The following is a 17,825-nucleotide window of genomic DNA, read 5'->3' as shown; positions in this document are numbered from 1 at the left end:
AAAACATGTTTAAAAAATTCATACAAAGACCTGTACTTTCGACAGTAATTTCGGTTATTATCGTGATTTTGGGTGTCTTAGGTTTGGTTGAGCTACCAATTTCCCAATACCCAGATATTGCGCCTCCAACCGTAAACGTTTCAGCTAGTTATACTGGAGCCAACGCAGATGTAGTACTTAAAAGTATCGTAATTCCGCTTGAAGAGCAAATTAATGGTGTAGAAAACATGACCTACATGACTTCTACAGCAACTAATGATGGAAATGCTTCTATAAAAATATTCTTTAAAGTAGGAACAAATCCTGATTTAGCAGCGGTAAATGTTCAAAACAGGGTTTCCAGAGCCACCAGTTTATTGCCTGTAGAGGTAACACAGGCGGGGGTAACAGTAACCAAAAGTCAGAGTAGTAACTTGCTGATTTTCTCTTTATATAGTGAAGACAAGGCATACGACCAGACTTTTCTTCAAAATTATGCAAAAATCAATCTTGTTCCACAAATCCAGCGTGTTGTTGGGGTAGGAGATGTTACGGTTTTTGGAGCAAAAGATTACTCGATGAGAATCTGGCTAAAACCAGATATCATGCAGCAGTATAAATTGATTCCGAGTGATATTTCGGCTGCTTTGGCAGAACAAAATATCGAAGCCGCACCAGGTAAATTTGGTGAGAATGGCGATCAGGCTTTTCAATATGTAATCAAATACAAAGGACGTTTAACAAGCGCTCAGGAATTTGAAAATATTGTAATAAAATCGGTCGGTAACGGACAAATGTTACGATTAAAAGATATTGCCAAAGTAGAATTAGGATCATTAAGTTATGCTTCAACCATTAAAACAAATGGTGTAGAATCTGCGGCAATGGCGATTAGTCAAACTCCGGGATCAAACGCCCGCGATGTAATTAATAATTCGAAAGCCTTAATTGAAGAAGCGGCCAAAAACTTCCCAAAAGGAGTAAAATATACTATTCTGGTTGATGTTAATGAAAATCTGGATGCTTCTATCGAGAAAGTAATTCATACTTTGATTGAAGCTTTTATATTGGTTTTTATTGTTGTATTTATCTTTCTTCAGGATTTTAGATCGACATTAATTCCGGCAATTGCGGTTCCGGTGGCTATTGTAGGAACGTTTTTCTTCCTGAATTTATTCGGATTTACGATTAACTTACTAACACTTTTTGCGATGGTTCTTGCCATTGGAATTGTCGTCGATGATGCGATTGTCGTTGTCGAGGCAGTGCATGCCAAACTCGATCATGGTTACAAATCGTCTAAAAAAGCTACGATTGATGCCATGGATGAAATTTCGGGAGCGATTATTTCGATTACACTTGTAATGGCGGCCGTATTTATTCCGGTTACTTTTATTACGGGTTCTACTGGGGTTTTCTATAAACAATTTGGTATCACGTTGGCGGTTGCGATTATCCTTTCGGCAATTAATGCCTTGACTTTGAGTCCTGCATTATGTGCTTTGCTTTTAAAACCACATGCTGACGATCATAAACATAAAAGTTTTATTCAGAGATTTTATACTTCGTTTAACGTTGCTTTTGATAATGTTACGAATAAATATAAAAGATCCGTTCAGTTTCTTTCGGTTAAAAAATGGATAGTTTTAGCATCTATTATCATCGCTGGAGGAGCTTTATTTTACATGATGAAAACCACGCCTTCCGCTTTCGTTCCTGCGGAAGATCAGGGAACTGTTTTCGCTAATATTAGTTTGCCGCCATCGGCATCTATGGAGCGTTCTGATATTATTGCCAAGAAAGTAGATAGTATTGCCAAAACGATTCCGGGTGTTAAAAATACGCTTCGTATTGTGGGGCAAAACTTTACGGCAGGAGCGGGAAGTGCTTACAGTATGGTTATTGTAAAATTGTTGCCTTGGGATGAACGTGAACTAAATGTTAATGAAGTAATTGGTCAGCTTTTTGCCAAAACAAGCGGTATTCGAGAAGCCAATATTTTCTTTATTTCTCCGCCAACGATTCAGGGTTTTGGACAAAGTGGAGGATTCGAATTTCAATTACAGGACAAAGGAGGTCACACGACCGCAGAATTCTTTAAGGTCAATACTGATTTTCTGGAGAAATTGTCAAAACGTCCTGAAATTCAATATGCAACAACACCTTTTAATCCAGGTTTCCCTCAATATATGATGGATATTAATCTGGCAAAAGCAAAAGATGCAGGAGTTCCGGTAAACACGATTTTGTCAACCATGCAAGGGTATTACGGAGGATTGTACGCTTCGAATTTCAATAAATTTGGGAAACAATATCGTGTTATGATTCAGGCTTCACCAGAATTCAGAACGAATACGGAAGGTTTGAATAAAATTTTTGTTCGAAATAGTGCCGGAAATATGGCGCCAATAACGGAATTTGTAAAAATGACCAGAGTTTTCGGGCCAGAGTCTATTTCGAGATTCAATCTTTTTACTTCTATTTCAATCACAGGAGCACCAAATGCAGGGTATAGTTCTGGAGATGCGATAAAAGCAATTCAGGAAGTAGCAGCAGAAAATCTTCCTGCAGGTTACGGTTATGAATTTTCAGGATTAACACGTGAAGAATTAGCTTCAGGAAGCGAAACTATTTTTATTTTCATCTTGTGTCTGGTGTTTGTTTATTTCTTGTTAAGTGCGCAATACGAAAGTTATATTTTGCCTTTTGCAGTATTATTTTCAATTCCGTTTGGATTGGCTGGGGCGTATTTATTTTCGATTATTTTTAAATTGAATAGTAATATTTATCTGCAGATTTCCTTAATCATGTTGATTGGATTACTGGCCAAGAACGGTATTTTGATTGTTGAATTTGCTTTAGACCGAAGACGAAAAGGAATGCCAATTGTACAATCAGCTGTCGAAGGAGCTGTGGCACGTTTACGACCAATTTTAATGACGTCTTTTGCCTTTATTTTAGGACTTGTTCCTTTGATGTTTGCTTCAGGAGCTGGAGCGGTGGGTAATAAATCTATCGGTACCGGAGCGGTTGGCGGAATGTTAATCGGAACCATATTAGGAGTATTTGTTATTCCGGTATTGTTTATCATTTTCCAAACATTACAGGAAAAAGTAAGTGGGCCGGCTAAAGACGGTTATGATGAAGATGAGGACGAAGTGCCACAAATAGAAGCTCATAAGGAGTAGTAATTTAATTTAGAAGAAAATGACTCAAAGTTCAAATAAATATATTCTCGTACTCATAACGGCAGCATTCCTTAGTGCGTGCTCCGTGACCAAAAAGTACGAGCGCCCTGACACAATTTCGACAGATAAATTATACAGAGATCAGGCTTCCGCCGATTCTACTACGATCGCCACTATGCCCTGGCAGAGTGTTTTTAAGGATGATAAATTGAATGCATTAGTACAAAAAGGACTTGATCAGAATTTAAATCTGAAAAATGCTATTGAAAACATTGTTCAGGCTCGTGCGACTTTACAACAAAAGAAATTGGCGTATTATCCAACACTGAATATTGACGCCAATGCTACACATAATAAGCAATCAGAAGCGGGACTTAATTTTCCTGCCGGAATCAATATCAATACGCTTACAACTACTTATAAATTAGGTTTAAGCAGCTCCTGGGAAATTGATGTTTGGGGAAAATTAAGCAGTTCAAAGAGAGCTGCTTTGGCCAGTTATCTTGCAACAGATGCGGCCAAACAAGCCATTCAGACACAACTTATTGCTGATATTGCAAATAATTATTTTCAATTGCTATCTTTTGATAAACAATTAGAAATTACCGAAGCAACCTTAGCAAGCCGTATCAAAAACGTAGAAACGATAAAGTTGCTAAAAGAAGGTGCCGTAGTAACGGGAGCAGCTGTTGTGCAAAGTGAAGCCAACCAGCATGCAGCCGAAGTCTTGATTCCGGATTTGAAAAGAAGTATCCGTGAAACCGAAAATGTCTTAAATATTCTGATGGGACAGGCTCCAGGACCAATTGAAAGAGGAAAATTAGGCGATCAGAATATTCCAGAAAATATTGCTTTAGGAGTACCTTCTCAATTGTTGAACAATCGTCCGGATGTTCGTCAGGCGGAATTTAATTTCAGAACTGCTTTCGAAACGACAAATATGGCCAAAACCTATTTCTATCCAAGTCTGACATTGACGGCAAGTACTGGTTTTTCGAACCTTGAATTGAAAGATTTTTTCGTGAATTCTGTTTTTTATTCGATTATAGGCGGATTGACACAGCCAATTTTTAATCAGGGACTGAATAAAGCAAGACTTACAACGGCGCAATCCCAACAATTGCAGGCTATGAATAATTTTCAGCAAACTCTTTTGGTCGCAGGACAAGAAGTTTCGAATTCTTTGTACTCATTTCAGATGGCAGTCGAAAAAGAAGATTCGAGAGCAAAACAAATTGCAGCTCTGGAAAAAGCAGTCGATTTTACACAACAGCTTCTGGAGTACAGCTCAGCGACCAATTATACAGATGTATTGACATCGCAGCAAAATTTGCTTTCAGCACAATTGAGTGGGATAAATGATGAATTGCAAAAATTGCAGGCACTTGTCGATTTATACCGCGCTTTAGGTGGCGGTTGGAAATAATATTCGTTTCTTATACCGTCATTGAGAATGGCCCACAGGTGAAACTGATTTAACTGATTAACGCGGATTATATTATAGAAAGACCTATAAAAATCTGTTTTTATCGCTTCAATCAGTTCCATCTGTGGGCTATTTTTTTATTCATTTTGTATTAAAAATTTAAAACAACAAATAGCTTACAAATAATAAGATTTGTACTTCAAAAACACTATTTTTGGAATATAACTTTTAAAATCGACTATGAATAAATTTGACGAAGAATCTGTAAAATCGCTTCTGGAGAGAAATTTTATAACTGAAAATCAGTTCAATGAAATTAAAGCCTACCGCAGTCTGAATATCTTTTCGTTAAATGCCGAACTGAAATTATTTCTCTATCTGTCTGTTTTGATGTTTACGTCCGGAATCGGAATTTTAATTTATCAAAATATCGATACTATTGGGCATATCGCCATTCTTTCGATATTGCTGATTGCTATTGTAGTTTGTTTTTTCTATTGTTTTAAACATTCAAAAGGTTTTCAAAAAAACGAAACTATTTTTGAAAATCCTGTTATCGAATATTTGGTTTTGGCGGGGAGTATTTTGTCTTGTATTTTTATGGGTTACCTGCAATTTCAATACAAACCTTTTGGAGAACACTATGGTTTGGCAACACTTGTGCCCACCATTTTTAGTTTTTTTGTTGCTTATTATTTTGATAACAGAAGCGTATTAAGTATTGCAATTACGGGTTTGGCAGCTTATATCGGGATTTCAGTTACGCCACAGGATTTAGTAAATAATGATTTTCATACAACCCAAAATTTAAGTTATTCCGCCATTGCGTTAGGAGGTTTACTTGTTTTATGGACAATTTATAGTTCAAGAATAGCGTTGAAAACACATTTCAATTTTATCTATCTCACTTTTGCTTTGCATATTATAAGTATTGCGGCAATCAGTAATTTGCTGGATTCTTATGATTTAACCTGGGTTATATTTGCTGCGGTTTTGGCGTTGTCTTCTTTTTATTTTTATAAAATCAGTTACGAACTAAAATCAATTTCATTGTATGTTTTCATGATTATTTATGCCTATATTGGTGTGAATATTGTATTGGTTAAGTTTTTAAATTTTATTGAATTCTTCGATTTTTGGGAATTGTTTATTTTGATATTGCCAGCTTATTTTATTGGTTCGATCGTACTTTTTATCAAACTGATTAAAAAATTTAATAAAGAGAAATTATGATGGTACACGATACGAAATTATTAGAGGATTTGGCTTTACTTGAAGAAGCAAATTCATTGTTAAATGCTGGATTTATTAATAAAGAACAATTCAATTCAATAAAAAAGGAACTGCCAGACTTTAAGCAAAATTCTATTCTGGTACAAATAGGATTCTTTTTTTTAGGTGTTTTTTTATATTCCTCGATTTGTTGTGCAATTTCATTATTAGGAATTGATGGCAGTGAAGTTTTCTGGAAAATATGCTTTTATATTTTTACCATAATTGGAATTACTGGTGCTGAATTTTTAGCAAAAGAAAAATATTACCAACACGGTTTAGATGATGCTTTTATAGTAGGAACCATATTAAATTTCGGAATTGCAGTTGGTATAACCTCAGACGGATACGAATTGGTGATTGCTATTTTTGTAGCCTTGATTTCTTTTTTAATGTACAGAAGATACTTGTATACACCAGCGATGCTGATTTTTTGCTGCGCTTTTACGGCAGTTTTATTTTATGGTTTATTCGAATTTGGAGAAATCGGAAAGACAATTTTGCCTTTTGTAGCCATGTTGACTTCACTAGGATTTTACTTTTTTTCTAAAAAAGCAATTAAAGATTTAAAAGAAAAATATTATTACAATGGTCTTTTGTTAATAAATAGTTTCTGCCTGATTTTATTTTACTTGTCCTGTAATTATCTGGTGGTAAGAGAGCTTTCTGTAATGCTTTTAGATAATGAAATTCGTCCGGGAGAAGATATACCGTTTGCCTTTTTCTTTTGGAGTTTCACGGCAATTGTTCCATTGGTTTATTTATATCAGGCGATTAAAATCCATGATCGAATTATGTTGTGGATTAGTTTTTTGGCAATCGCTTTTTCAATTTTTACAATCCGTACTTATCATTCAGTTTTGCCAATAGAAATAGCTTTGGCTTTGGGCGGAGTGGCTTTATTTGCAGTCGCTTATCTTTCGATTCAAAAATTAAAGTACAAAGAAACAGGATTAACTTTTAAACCTGATAGAATCAATAATTCGAATGCAATTAATGCCGAAGCTTTAATTGTTGCTTCCACTTTCGGAATGAAACCTGAAGTAAAACCACAAAATTCTCCAATGGAATTTGGAGGAGGAGGTTTTAGCGGAGGTGGTTCTGATGGAAGCTTCTGAAATGTAAAATGTAAAATGTGAAATGTGAGTTGTAAAAAGTAAAATGTTTTTGGTGTATTTCACATTTCACAAATTACATTTCACTTTTTACAACTCACATTTCACAAAAAAATTATATTTTCTCTTTCAAAGCTACAGCATCAATATCGCTGTGCGAAACATCGTAAACTGCTTTTCCGTTTTTGATCAAGATTAGCTGTGGTGATTCGTGATAAACATTAAAACGATTCGCAATTTCGTTCGAAACATCACGGTGTGCTATTAAATCCAGAAAATAAGCATCAACAGTTTCATTCAAATCAAACTCGCGTTCAAATTGTTTCAGGGCCATACGGCTAATACTGCATCTTGTACTGTGTTTGAAAATCACTACTGGCTTTTCATTAGATATAGCTTCGATTTCCATTAATTGGGCTAAATCGGTCAATTCAGTCCAATTTATAGTGCTTTTTGAAGAATCTGTATTCTCTGAACTTCCGAAGATTGAATTAAAAAAACTCATATTTGGCTTGTTTTATGACTTTTTGACGTTTAAAAAGAGCTGAAAAGCGGTTTAAAACGCCATTTTGTCTGTATTTTTATAATGGAATATATTTTGTCTATTCATCTGCAAAGTTATTCATTTAATAATAAAAATTTAATTCAATAAATTCTAAATTTAATGGAATCGAGTTTTAAATAAAAAAAGCAAACCTAAATCGTATAAAGATGAACATAAATAAATTTACAACTAAATCGCAGGAAGCCATTCAGCTATCACAGCAACTGGCACAGCGATTCGGACAGCAACAAATTGAAAACGAGCACATTTTTAAAGCTATTTTTGAAGTAGATGAAAATGTAGCACCCTTTATTCTGAAGAAACTCAACGTAAATGTGCCGTTGTTTTTACAGATATTAGATTCGACTATCCAAAGCTTTCCTAAAGTTTCTGGTGGCGACATTACACTTTCAAGAGATGCCAATAAAGCACTGAATGAAGCCGAAATCATCGCACAAAAAATGAACGATGAATACGTTTCTATCGAGCATTTGATTTTGGCGATTTTCGATTCGAAAAGTAAAGTGGCACAAATTCTAAAAGATCAGGGAGTTACCGGAAAAGGGCTGAAAGCAACCATTCAGGAACTTCGTAAAGGCGAAAGAGTGACATCAGCTTCAGCTGAAGAAAACTACAATTCGCTGAATAAATATGCTAAAAACTTAAATGAACTAGCACGTACAGGAAAGCTGGATCCCGTTATTGGACGTGACGAAGAAATTCGTCGTGTGTTGCAGATTCTGACAAGAAGAACCAAAAATAACCCGATGCTGGTCGGTGAACCAGGAGTTGGTAAAACCGCCATTGCAGAAGGATTAGCGCATAGAATTGTTGATGGCGATGTGCCTGAAAACCTTAAAGATAAAATCGTTTTCTCGCTGGATATGGGAGCGCTGATTGCGGGTGCGAAGTACAAAGGAGAATTCGAAGAAAGATTAAAATCGGTTGTAAAAGAAGTGACAGCCGCAGAAGGTGATATCGTATTGTTTATTGATGAAATTCACACACTGGTAGGCGCGGGTGGAGGAGAAGGCGCTATGGACGCAGCAAATATCCTGAAACCAGCGTTGGCTCGTGGAGAACTGAGAGCTATTGGAGCCACGACTTTAGATGAATATCAAAAATATTTTGAGAAAGACAAAGCTTTAGAACGTCGTTTCCAGAAAGTATTAATTGATGAGCCGGACACCGAAAGTGCGATTTCTATTTTGCGTGGAATCAAAGAAAAATACGAAACACACCATAAAGTTCAGATTAAAGACGAGGCAATTATTGCTGCAGTTGAACTTTCGCAAAGATATATTACGAATCGTTTTTTGCCAGACAAAGCCATTGATTTAATGGATGAAGCGGCTTCGAAATTGCGTATGGAAATTAATTCAAAACCAGAAGAATTAGATGTTTTGGATCGAAAAATCATGCAGCTCGAAATCGAAATTGAAGCCATCAAACGCGAAAAAGAAGAGAACAAACTCAAACTTTTACGCATGGATCTGGCGAATCTTAAAGAAGAGCGCAACATTATCTACACCAAATGGAAAACGGAAAAAGATGTTGTAGATGGCGTTCAGGCTGTAAAATTAGAAATAGAAGATTTCAAACACGAAGCAGAGCGTGCAGAACGTGATGGCGATTACGGAAAAGTTGCTGAAATTCGTTACGGAAAAATCAAAGAAGCGCAAGAGCGTCTGGATGTTTTGCTGAAACAATTACAAGAATACCAATCGGGCAATTCTTTGATAAAAGAAGAAGTTACTCGTGAAGATATTGCAGAAGTGGTAGCCAAATGGACCGGAATTCCGGTAATGAAAATGCTTCAGACCGAAAGAGAAAAATTATTGCATCTGGAAGACGAATTACACAAACGTGTGGTAGGTCAGGAAGAAGCGATCGAAGCGGTAAGTGATGCTGTTCGCAGAAGCCGTGCCGGATTGCAGGACATGAAAAAACCTGTTGGAACCTTCTTGTTTTTAGGAACAACGGGAGTGGGTAAAACCGAGCTGGCAAAGGCATTAGCCGAATATCTTTTTGATGATGAAAGTGCCATGACGCGTATCGATATGAGTGAGTATCAGGAACGTCACAGTGTGAGCCGTTTAGTAGGTGCGCCTCCGGGATATGTGGGGTATGACGAAGGTGGTCAATTGACAGAAGCCGTTCGTAGAAAACCATATTCTGTGATTTTGTTAGACGAGATCGAGAAAGCGCATCCCGATACCTTCAATATTTTATTGCAGGTTTTAGACGAAGGACGTTTGACGGATAACAAAGGACGTCTGGCTGATTTCAAGAACACGATTATCATCATGACCTCGAATATGGGAAGCCAGATTATTCAGGAAAAATTTGATAATCTTAAAGGCAGTATCGAAGCGGCAACAGAGGCTGCAAAAGTCGAAGTTTTAGGATTACTAAAACAAACCGTTCGCCCGGAATTTATCAACCGTATTGATGAAATTGTAATGTTTACGCCATTAACTGTCGAAAATATTTCGCGAATCGTGAGTCTGCAATTAAAGAGCGTAACCAAAATGTTAGCGCTTCAGGGTATCACGATGGATGCAACTCCGGAAGCAATCAAATATCTTTCAGAGAAAGGTTATGATACACAATTTGGTGCAAGACCTGTAAAACGTGTGATACAGAGAGAGGTTTTGAATCAGCTTTCAAAAGAAATTCTGGCTGGCAAAATTACAACAGACAGCATTATTTTGATTGATGCTTTTGATGGTCATCTGGTTTTCAGAAACCAATCAGAAGAGTTAGTAAATTAAGTTTTTTCATTTTATATTAGTTAGAAAACACCAGTTTTAGCGCTGGTGTTTTTTTTGTTCAAAAGAATTCAGAATCAGTAAATAATGAAACTATTTCAGAAAGTAATATAAAACTTCCTTAAAATTAAATGTTGAATTTTACATTACAATAAATAATTAAATAACAACTTAAAAACCAAAAACATGAACAACATTTTTAGAGGATTAATAGCAGGTTACGGTGCCAAAAAATTAGGAGGAGGCTGCTTCGGAACTATTTTAGTTTTTGTAATTATCTGGGTGCTTTTAGGACAATGCAGCTAAAAAATAATATTATTTTTGCCGAAATTCAGTACTAAAATTCAATCAAAAAGTAGTAGCTTCGCATAAATTAAAAACAATAAAATGGCATCAGGTTTTTTTATACTATTAGATGATATAGCGGCAATTATGGATGATGTTGCTGTAATGAGTAAAGTTGCAGCAAAAAAAACAGCGGGAATTTTGGGCGATGATTTGGCAGTAAATGCAGAGAAAGCCTCAGGATTTATTTCTTCAAGAGAATTACCCGTTTTATGGGCCATAGGAAAAGGATCTTTTGTAAATAAATTAATTATTTTACCAATTGCCTTTTTATTAAGTTATTATTTGCCGACTGCTATTATTATAATTTTAGTATTGGGAGGTCTGTTTTTAGCCTATGAAGGTGCCGAAAAAATTTACGAATATTTCTTTCCGCACGAGCATCATGACGAAAACGAAATGATCGACAAACCTTTCTCTGAAGAAGAAATTTTAGCAGCCGAAAAAGGTAAAATAAAATCAGCCATTTTAACCGATTTTATATTATCTGTCGAAATTGTAATCATTGCCATGAGTACCGTAATCGGCAAGTCACTATCATCTCAAATTATGGTAGTTTCTATCATAGCCATAATTGCAACTGTAGGTGTTTACGGCATCGTAGCCTTAATTGTCAGAATGGACGAATTTGGAGTAAGACTAATTCAGTTAAGCAAAAAAGAAAGCGGATTTTTATATACTATCGGAAATATACTGGTACAGGCACTTCCAAAAGTCATCAAAGCTTTGACCGTTATCGGTACATTGGCTTTAATCTCGGTATCTGGCGGTATCTTTGTTCATCAGATCCCTTTCTTACATCATTTATTTCCACAAATTCCATCTTTCATCAAAGAGTTTTTAGCAGGACTTATATTTGGCTTCGTGGTTTTATTACTCGTAAATTTGGTCAAGAAGATTTTCGCAAAAAAGAAATAATAAATACAAACACCAGTTTTACAGCTGGTGTTTTTTTTTGGAGCAGAACAATCGTTTTCATCAGAAACAGTTGTCCCGCTATCCGCTTCAATCTTTTACTTTTTAAAGAAAAAAGTAAAAGGATTTCCACTATTATCGGGGCTAGTTTAGGAAGATTCTTTTCTATAAAGAACACTTTTTTCTAAAAAATTATAGCGATTTTATTTATTTGACTGTCAATAGTTTAAAGATTTTATAAAAACATTTAACATTTCTTATAAGCAACTATATCGGTTCAAGGCTGTCTTCATTATAATTAACAATAAATAATTTTTTATGAAAACATTCAAATTAAAATCGGTTTTAGTAGTTTTATTTTTAGCAGCAGCTTTTGTATCATGTGATAATGATGACGATGATGAAGTTTTTGAACCCATCATAAAAGTAGCCTTCGCCACAGAAGTAAAAGGGCTGGACAAAGGACAAGTAAATCAAGATGTCGATATCGAAGTATTTTTTAATGTAGATAATCCTTGCGGAAAGTTCGACAAATTTGTTGAAACCACCATCGGAACCGATAAAGGTTTTCAAATACAAACCAAATACGAATCTGAAGTTTGTATCGAGATGGTTCCTGAAGTACAAAAAGCCATCTACAAATTCAAATCTGCTGATAAAGGAACTTTTAATCTAAAGTTTAAAAAATCAGAGACCGAGTTTATCACCAAAACAGTTATTATAGAATAAAGTAAAATAATGCGTTGGTAACAATTCATTAAAAAAATGATTTTATAGATAGAAAAACAAAAGCTGAAGTGCAAACTTCAGCTTTTGATAATACATTCTAACCTGCCGTTTTTTATTGGCTGTTAAGTTTTCCTCTATTATATTTCAAAAACTTTCTCCAAATGTTTCGGATAATTTTCTAAATCGCCCACAATGTTTCCATCTTTAAATATGTCGAAGCAATTATAGTCAGCGACAATTTCAACACCACAAAAACGATAGTTGTTTGTTATGTGCATTAAAAAATTTGCGGAACTTATGCCTTGAAATAATATTTGTTCGGGATTTCCAAAAGCTTCTTTTGGTGCGTTCCAAGTTGAAGAGACCATAAACTTTTTGCCTTGCATTTTTCCACCAGTTCCATATTGTCGACTTGAGTCTTCACGAGTTCTACCATCGCCTGCAAGAAATTTGGCACTGTGAAGTCCGCTGTTAAAAACTTCGTCCACATATTTTTTGTAAATCCAGGGAGCCCCAAACCAATTAATCGGTGTCTGTAAAATGATGATATCTGCTTTCAAATGTTTTTCTACTTCTTCGTCTGCGTTATAGCCGTCTTCCACTTTTGTTTCTAAAACTTCAAAGTTTTTGGCTGTAAAAAAATCTTTTGCTTTTTGATGAAATGCATCATTTAATAATCCTTCTGACCAGTTTGGATAGGTTAGATGCGTATTGATTAAGAGTACTTTTTGAGTTGAATTCATTTTGATCCTATTAAATATTTTTATTTGATGTTAAACATTTTTTGTAAATAAGCAGGGTAATTTTCTAAATCTTCTTTAATATGTCTGTTATGATACACATCGTAGCAATAATGTCCAGGAATGACTTCAAAACCCGTAAACAAGTAATTCGCAGCTATATTAAATAAAGCATCATCGGCTGTTTTTCCTTTCCAAAGCGGATTTTCAGGATTGTTGAAACTTTCTTCTGGTGCATTCCAAGTGGCAGAAATCATGAATCTTTTGCCCTGCATTTTTCCGCCCATTCCATATTGCTTAAATCCTTCTGCTTCCGAACGTCCATCGCCAGCAAGAAATTTTTTGCTTTTCAATGCGCTGTTAAAAACTTCATCTACATATTTTTTGTAAATCCAAGGTGTATTTTCCCAATTTACAGGTGTTTGCAAAATGACAATATCTGCTTGAAGATGTTTTTCAACCTCTTCATCGGCATCATAGCCATCTTCTACTTTTGTTTCAATGACCTTGTAGTTTTTGGAGATAAAAAAATCCTTTGCTACATTGTAAAACGAGGCGTTCAATTTTCCTTCCGACCAGCCAGGATAGGTCAAATGTGTATTGATAAGTAAAACAGTTTTAGTTTCAGAACTATCTTTTTTTGATGGGTTTTGTGCCGTTACTCTATTGCCAAATGATAACATCATTAGTAGGGTCATCAAAGTTATTTTTGCTTTCATTGTTTTGTTTTAAAATGATAAGACAAAATTAGAACCTTGAATTGCAACCAATTGAAACAGACTACTATTTAAAAAGAAACAAATTACTGATTACAAAAAAACGCCTTGAAAAAGGCGTTTTGTATCATTAATTTAATTGTTGACGATATTCTTTCGGACTTAAGCCTACTTGTTTTTTAAAGAATTTTGAAAAGTAGTTAGGGTATTCAAATCCCAATTCATACGCTACTTCTGTTGTATTGAGTTTTTGGTTTTCTACAAGCAATTGTTTCGCTCTTTTGATAACAAAATCATGAATGTTTTCGAGTGCAGATTTTTGGGTAAAATGTTTTACAATGTCGCCCAAATAATTGGCCGTCAAACCCAATTTATCAGCAAAGTATTGCACGCTTGGAAGTTGAGAAACAGGTTGGTTGTAATAATCAATGATGCTTTGTTGAAAATCACGAACGATATGATTGTACTGTTTTGGGTCAGTTAAAAACTGTCTTTTGTAAAACGCTTCCACCAAAGAAACGATCACATTTACATACGATAAAAGCACATTGAAATTTCGTTTTTCGCTTTCGTAATACTTCATCATCAACTTAAAAACAGCAGAAATTTCTTCGATTTCTTCCTCTGTCAAATACAATGCTTCGTGTTGTCCGTAATCTAAATACGTTTTGAATAAATATCTGTTTTCTTCGATGAATTTCTTTGAAAGTTGTAGATACATTCCTTTGTAAGTCGGTTCAATATCCCAACCAGCAGGAACAATTAAATTAGGACTGTTAAAAAACACTGCAGTAATTGGTTTTCTTTTTGGGGTCGTTTTATTGACAAAATTTATTTTGATAGAAATTCTGTAAAAGTCAACCGAAATAGGTTCAGATTTCGACAACATATTTGGCGGATCATAAAAACCAACGTCAATGTTGTTGTCCAGAGGTTTGTCCAGGCCTAGGTATTCGTTATAGGATTTAAAGTCTGTAAAATGTATCATTTATTCGTCTGTTCTTTGTTGTGATGGTCGATTCGGTAAAAGGAATTTAACGTACTCTGTGAAAAACTTTCGTTTGATTAGAAACAAATAGTATAAAGCGGTTTTATATTTTCATAGTTTTTTAGAGTAGCATTTTTAAGGCAATATAAAACGGAAGAATAATCAATCCGATATAAAAAATGTTTTTTCCGTGGTTTCTATCTTTCTCATTATAAGAATATACGCTTTGACCATTAGGCAATGATTTTTTGGATGTCCATAAAGAATATCCAATAAGAATTCCTAAAAAACCACCCAGTAAAGCAAAAATATAACCTGCAATAATCCAGGGTTTTTGATTCTCTTCTGGTTTAGCCAAGGATTCCAGACGTTGTTTTTTCAAAGCTTTGATTAAGTCTTCATCAATGGGTTTACCTCTTTTAATCAATATTTTTTGTGCCAGTTTATAATCAAATTCGTTCCATTCATCTGCTTTCAGAAGAATATCGTACAATTCCTCATCCGAAAATTCAAATAAGTAATGGTCTTTAGAAACTTCTTCAATTAAGTTTTCGGCATTTTCATCCAGGATTTTTTCAGCTTTTTCAAAATCCGAAAATTGAATTTTTACTTCATATTGATTTTGCAACGTACTTCCTGAAAACGAAGAATCAACAGGCGGAATATTATCCGTTAGTATCGTTTCAATAGCATGCTGTTGTAATAAACCTTTCAGTTCTTTGGCTTGTGCTAATGTGGGATATTTTCTAAAAACAGAAAAGGTTTCGCTCATATTTGAGGTATTTTTAATTGGATTTTAAAACTAAATGATTACTTTTTAAATTGGAATATTAAACACAATCTTGTTGTTTGTGTACCAATTAGTACTGTAATAATATTTACAAAAAGGTTAATCCAATCCTTTTATTTAATCCTAATTCAAAAATTCTGATTAATGTTGAAAGTTGAATATTTCCTTTTCCGTTTTCAATTCTCGAAATGTAGCTTTTTTTTGTTCCAGTTTTTTCCGCCAATTGCTCTTGAGTTATATTAGCTTCTTTTCGAGCGTGTTTAAGCATTTCGCTTATGATAAACATCTGTGATTTTTCTTCGTAGCTATTTCTACTTTCTGTGCCGATTTTTCCGTGTTCAACCTCAATAAGTTGATCGAAAGTTTTTATGGTTTTATAATCTTTCATTTTAAATGTTTTTTTGTTGAAAATACTCGTTCATTAAATTCAATGCTTTTTCTAATTCGTTTTTTGGTGTCTTTTGTGATTTTTTCTGAAAACCATTAAAAAGAACGACTAATTTTCCTTTATCAAAACAGCAAAATATTCTGTAAATATTTGACTGATATTCAATTCTTATTTCATAAAGCCCATTTGTTCCAGTTAAATGTTTTAAAAATTTCTCGGGAACTTTATCGACTTGTTTTATTAATTCAAGAACATATTTAATTTTTTCTTTTACCTTTTCGTCTTGGTTTTGGTAAAACTCAATAAAATGATTTTCATAAAATATAATTTCTCTACCCATTCGGCAAAGTTATCTTAAAAGTTAACAATGTGCAAGTTTTTATAAAGTAATTTTGGGTTGTTATGTAGGATTATACGGTATTATAGTACACAACGTTCTGGTATTACATCTGGTTTGGGACTAAATTAAGCCCATTCTTGGATTTGCCACCCGAGCGATAGCGAACAGGCGAAGCAAATCATCCAAATGCAAAAACAACTTTTCATTAAAGCATATTGCCCAAATCCGTTGTATTAGCTGTTATGTGCTGTGTTTTTTGCTTCGAAGAATATTTAAACTACTTGGGATTAATATAACTAAGATAAATAATTGTAAGGTTCTGAAAGTAATATAACCATTAGTGAAATTTTCCGTTTTGTATATCATTGTATCTTTTTTTATTGTAAGTTGATATGAGTGACTATTATGGGAAAATATATTGAAGTAAAACATAAGTATTAGACCAAGAATAATTAAAATTAGATTTGGGTAATAACTTCTAAATTTCAGTTTTATTTGTCTACTTAGTGTGATTAAAAACATAAAAATAAGCCAAAAATATATTAGGCTTTGATTATTTGACATTTTAGTATAAGAGAGTTTTAGTGATAATTCTTGGAGTGAAAAAGCCAAGCCATAAAATAAAATAAACACGAATAGAAGAATAAATGATAATATAAAATAATATATTTCAGTGATTTTGGATTTATTCATAATCATTTAGTTTGTTTGGTAGCATAGCACATAACCTTCCTGCGCTTGGCGAGGTTGCGAGCTTCGGAACCAATTATTTTCTGTTAAAGATAAAAATTCTTGCTAAACGTAAACGTAAATTTATTACAAAATTCGCAATCTTGCCAAGCTGTTAGCAGTAGGTTTTATTTCAAACCTTCACCTTCAACTAATTGATATTCTTCTCGACTTCTATTTCCGTTTATCAAGCTTTTTGACTTTAACTTTAAAATCCCTTGGCTTGTTAAACGTCCACAATATTTAACTGTTCCTATCGGACTTGTTGTCGAGAATTTTATTCTTTTACCTTTAATTTTATAATCTCCGATGGATTTATTCTCCATTTCCATGTTGAACCAACTTTTTAAATCATTAACGGTTGCGTCACATTCTGTTCCAACACTCAATACTTTCTGATTTGAATAAAATCTTAGAAATGATTTTTCTCCTTCTTTGTCATCGTCTATGAATTCACATTTGGTTTCATAGATACCTTCAAGGCTTAATTTTCCATTTTCTTTTTTCTGTCCACAAGCAAATGAATAAACAAATAGTAATAAAATTATAGTTTTCATGTAGTTTATAAGGGTTTTAAACTTGCTGCCAACTTGTATATATGTATGATAAAGTCATACATACCCACCCCTATAAGTATAGATATGTATGACAAAATAATGGTATAGTATCTAAAAACAAATATCAACAATTATTTATTATTTCCCTTACGGAAAACCAAAATCGTCAAATATTTGTACAGGGCAAGTATAGCTATAATCTAAGATCTAAATACAAGTAGTTTTACGGTATTTCAGAAAAGTTTTTAAATAGTATCACAGAACTTTTAGGTTATATCATAAAATGTTTGGGA

At 34.1% G+C, this 17,825-nt stretch carries 15 protein-coding genes; 7 read left to right on the top strand and 8 right to left on the bottom strand.

Features of this window, described 5'->3' with window-relative positions; all coding sequences use genetic code 11:
- Positions 1 to 5 precede the first annotated feature (5 nt).
- The 4 genes from GON26_RS07555 (at position 6) to GON26_RS07540 (ending at position 6,983) form a co-directional block, all read left to right on the top strand.
- On the top strand, positions 6 to 3,167 hold the full coding sequence (locus tag GON26_RS07555) for an efflux RND transporter permease subunit (protein WP_160374181.1): 3,162 nt from the start codon (positions 6 to 8) through the stop codon (positions 3,165 to 3,167).
- Positions 3,168 to 3,186: 19 nt separating this feature from the next.
- Positions 3,187 to 4,593, top strand: coding sequence for an efflux transporter outer membrane subunit (locus tag GON26_RS07550; RefSeq protein WP_160374179.1), 1,407 nt, complete (start codon positions 3,187 to 3,189; stop codon positions 4,591 to 4,593).
- Positions 4,594 to 4,833: 240 nt separating this feature from the next.
- Positions 4,834 to 5,826: a DUF2157 domain-containing protein gene (locus GON26_RS07545; protein WP_160374177.1), complete on the top strand. Its 993-nt coding sequence runs from the start codon at positions 4,834 to 4,836 to the stop codon at positions 5,824 to 5,826.
- Positions 5,823 to 6,983, top strand: a complete 1,161-nt coding sequence (locus GON26_RS07540; RefSeq protein ID WP_160374175.1) for a hypothetical protein — start codon at positions 5,823 to 5,825, stop codon at positions 6,981 to 6,983. Before GON26_RS07545 ends, GON26_RS07540 begins: the two co-directional genes overlap by 4 nt.
- A gap of 112 nt (positions 6,984 to 7,095) precedes the next feature.
- Here GON26_RS07540 and ytxJ read toward each other — a convergent pair whose 3' ends face one another.
- Positions 7,096 to 7,485: a bacillithiol system redox-active protein YtxJ gene (gene ytxJ / locus GON26_RS07535; protein ID WP_160374173.1), complete on the bottom strand. Its 390-nt coding sequence runs from the start codon at positions 7,483 to 7,485 to the stop codon at positions 7,096 to 7,098.
- 206 nt (positions 7,486 to 7,691) lie between these two features.
- On the opposite strand from ytxJ, the gene clpB reads away from it, so the two are divergent.
- The 3 genes from clpB to GON26_RS07520 all read left to right on the top strand — a co-directional run bounded on the left by clpB (position 7,692) and on the right by GON26_RS07520 (position 12,284).
- Positions 7,692 to 10,298, top strand: coding sequence for an ATP-dependent chaperone ClpB (gene clpB, locus GON26_RS07530; protein ID WP_160374170.1), 2,607 nt, complete (start codon positions 7,692 to 7,694; stop codon positions 10,296 to 10,298).
- A gap of 384 nt (positions 10,299 to 10,682) precedes the next feature.
- A complete protein-coding gene (locus tag GON26_RS07525; RefSeq protein WP_160374168.1) occupies positions 10,683 to 11,558 on the top strand; it encodes a DUF808 domain-containing protein in 876 nt (291 codons plus the stop codon).
- Positions 11,559 to 11,873: 315 nt separating this feature from the next.
- On the top strand, positions 11,874 to 12,284 hold the full coding sequence (locus tag GON26_RS07520; RefSeq protein ID WP_160374166.1) for a hypothetical protein: 411 nt from the start codon (positions 11,874 to 11,876) through the stop codon (positions 12,282 to 12,284).
- A 137-nt stretch (positions 12,285 to 12,421) separates the two neighbouring features.
- Here the strand turns inward: GON26_RS07520 and GON26_RS07515 are convergent, their stop codons facing one another.
- From GON26_RS07515 to GON26_RS07485, 7 genes are all read right to left on the bottom strand, one after another.
- Entirely contained in the window at positions 12,422 to 13,027 is a 606-nt protein-coding gene (locus GON26_RS07515) for an NAD(P)H-dependent oxidoreductase (protein ID WP_160374164.1), read from the bottom strand.
- Positions 13,028 to 13,047: 20 nt separating this feature from the next.
- Positions 13,048 to 13,743, bottom strand: coding sequence for an NAD(P)H-dependent oxidoreductase (locus GON26_RS07510; protein WP_160374162.1), 696 nt, complete (start codon positions 13,741 to 13,743; stop codon positions 13,048 to 13,050).
- A gap of 127 nt (positions 13,744 to 13,870) precedes the next feature.
- Positions 13,871 to 14,728: a helix-turn-helix domain-containing protein gene (locus tag GON26_RS07505; RefSeq protein ID WP_160374160.1), complete on the bottom strand. Its 858-nt coding sequence runs from the start codon at positions 14,726 to 14,728 to the stop codon at positions 13,871 to 13,873.
- Positions 14,729 to 14,849: 121 nt separating this feature from the next.
- Complete coding sequence (locus GON26_RS07500; RefSeq protein WP_160374158.1) at positions 14,850 to 15,500, bottom strand: hypothetical protein; 651 nt, start codon at positions 15,498 to 15,500, stop codon at positions 14,850 to 14,852.
- A gap of 106 nt (positions 15,501 to 15,606) precedes the next feature.
- Positions 15,607 to 15,906 carry a helix-turn-helix domain-containing protein gene (locus GON26_RS07495; RefSeq protein WP_160374156.1) on the bottom strand — a complete coding sequence of 100 codons (300 nt, stop codon included), beginning with the start codon at positions 15,904 to 15,906 and terminating at the stop codon, positions 15,607 to 15,609.
- 1 nt (position 15,907) lies between these two features.
- Complete coding sequence (locus tag GON26_RS07490; protein ID WP_160374154.1) at positions 15,908 to 16,246, bottom strand: type II toxin-antitoxin system RelE/ParE family toxin; 339 nt, start codon at positions 16,244 to 16,246, stop codon at positions 15,908 to 15,910.
- Between the two features lie 857 nt (positions 16,247 to 17,103).
- A complete protein-coding gene (locus GON26_RS07485) occupies positions 17,104 to 17,532 on the bottom strand; it encodes a hypothetical protein (protein ID WP_160374152.1) in 429 nt (142 codons plus the stop codon).
- Between the last annotated feature and the right edge of the window lie 293 nt (positions 17,533 to 17,825).

Origin of the sequence: Flavobacterium hydrocarbonoxydans, assembly GCF_009789235.1 — a bacterium.
GTDB classification, from domain to species: Bacteria; Bacteroidota; Bacteroidia; order Flavobacteriales; family Flavobacteriaceae; genus Flavobacterium; species Flavobacterium hydrocarbonoxydans.
The sequence above is the reverse complement of the archived record's forward strand: the minus strand, read 5'-3'. Positions and strand labels throughout refer to the sequence as shown.

Bases quoted from the DNA above. Each gene is read 5' to 3' on its own strand.
- GON26_RS07555 (WP_160374181.1), top strand. From the start codon at position 6: ATGTTTAAAAAATTCATACAAAGACCTGTACTTTCGACAGTAATTTCG.
- GON26_RS07550 (WP_160374179.1), top strand. From the start codon at position 3,187: ATGACTCAAAGTTCAAATAAATATATTCTCGTACTCATAACGGCAGCA.
- GON26_RS07545 (WP_160374177.1), top strand. From the start codon at position 4,834: ATGAATAAATTTGACGAAGAATCTGTAAAATCGCTTCTGGAGAGAAAT.
- GON26_RS07540 (WP_160374175.1), top strand. From the start codon at position 5,823: ATGATGGTACACGATACGAAATTATTAGAGGATTTGGCTTTACTTGAA.
- ytxJ (WP_160374173.1), bottom strand. From the start codon at position 7,485: ATGAGTTTTTTTAATTCAATCTTCGGAAGTTCAGAGAATACAGATTCT.
- clpB (WP_160374170.1), top strand. From the start codon at position 7,692: ATGAACATAAATAAATTTACAACTAAATCGCAGGAAGCCATTCAGCTA.
- GON26_RS07525 (WP_160374168.1), top strand. From the start codon at position 10,683: ATGGCATCAGGTTTTTTTATACTATTAGATGATATAGCGGCAATTATG.
- GON26_RS07520 (WP_160374166.1), top strand. From the start codon at position 11,874: ATGAAAACATTCAAATTAAAATCGGTTTTAGTAGTTTTATTTTTAGCA.
- GON26_RS07515 (WP_160374164.1), bottom strand. From the start codon at position 13,027: ATGAATTCAACTCAAAAAGTACTCTTAATCAATACGCATCTAACCTAT.
- GON26_RS07510 (WP_160374162.1), bottom strand. From the start codon at position 13,743: ATGAAAGCAAAAATAACTTTGATGACCCTACTAATGATGTTATCATTT.
- GON26_RS07505 (WP_160374160.1), bottom strand. From the start codon at position 14,728: ATGATACATTTTACAGACTTTAAATCCTATAACGAATACCTAGGCCTG.
- GON26_RS07500 (WP_160374158.1), bottom strand. From the start codon at position 15,500: ATGAGCGAAACCTTTTCTGTTTTTAGAAAATATCCCACATTAGCACAA.
- GON26_RS07495 (WP_160374156.1), bottom strand. From the start codon at position 15,906: ATGAAAGATTATAAAACCATAAAAACTTTCGATCAACTTATTGAGGTT.
- GON26_RS07490 (WP_160374154.1), bottom strand. From the start codon at position 16,246: ATGGGTAGAGAAATTATATTTTATGAAAATCATTTTATTGAGTTTTAC.
- GON26_RS07485 (WP_160374152.1), bottom strand. From the start codon at position 17,532: ATGAAAACTATAATTTTATTACTATTTGTTTATTCATTTGCTTGTGGA.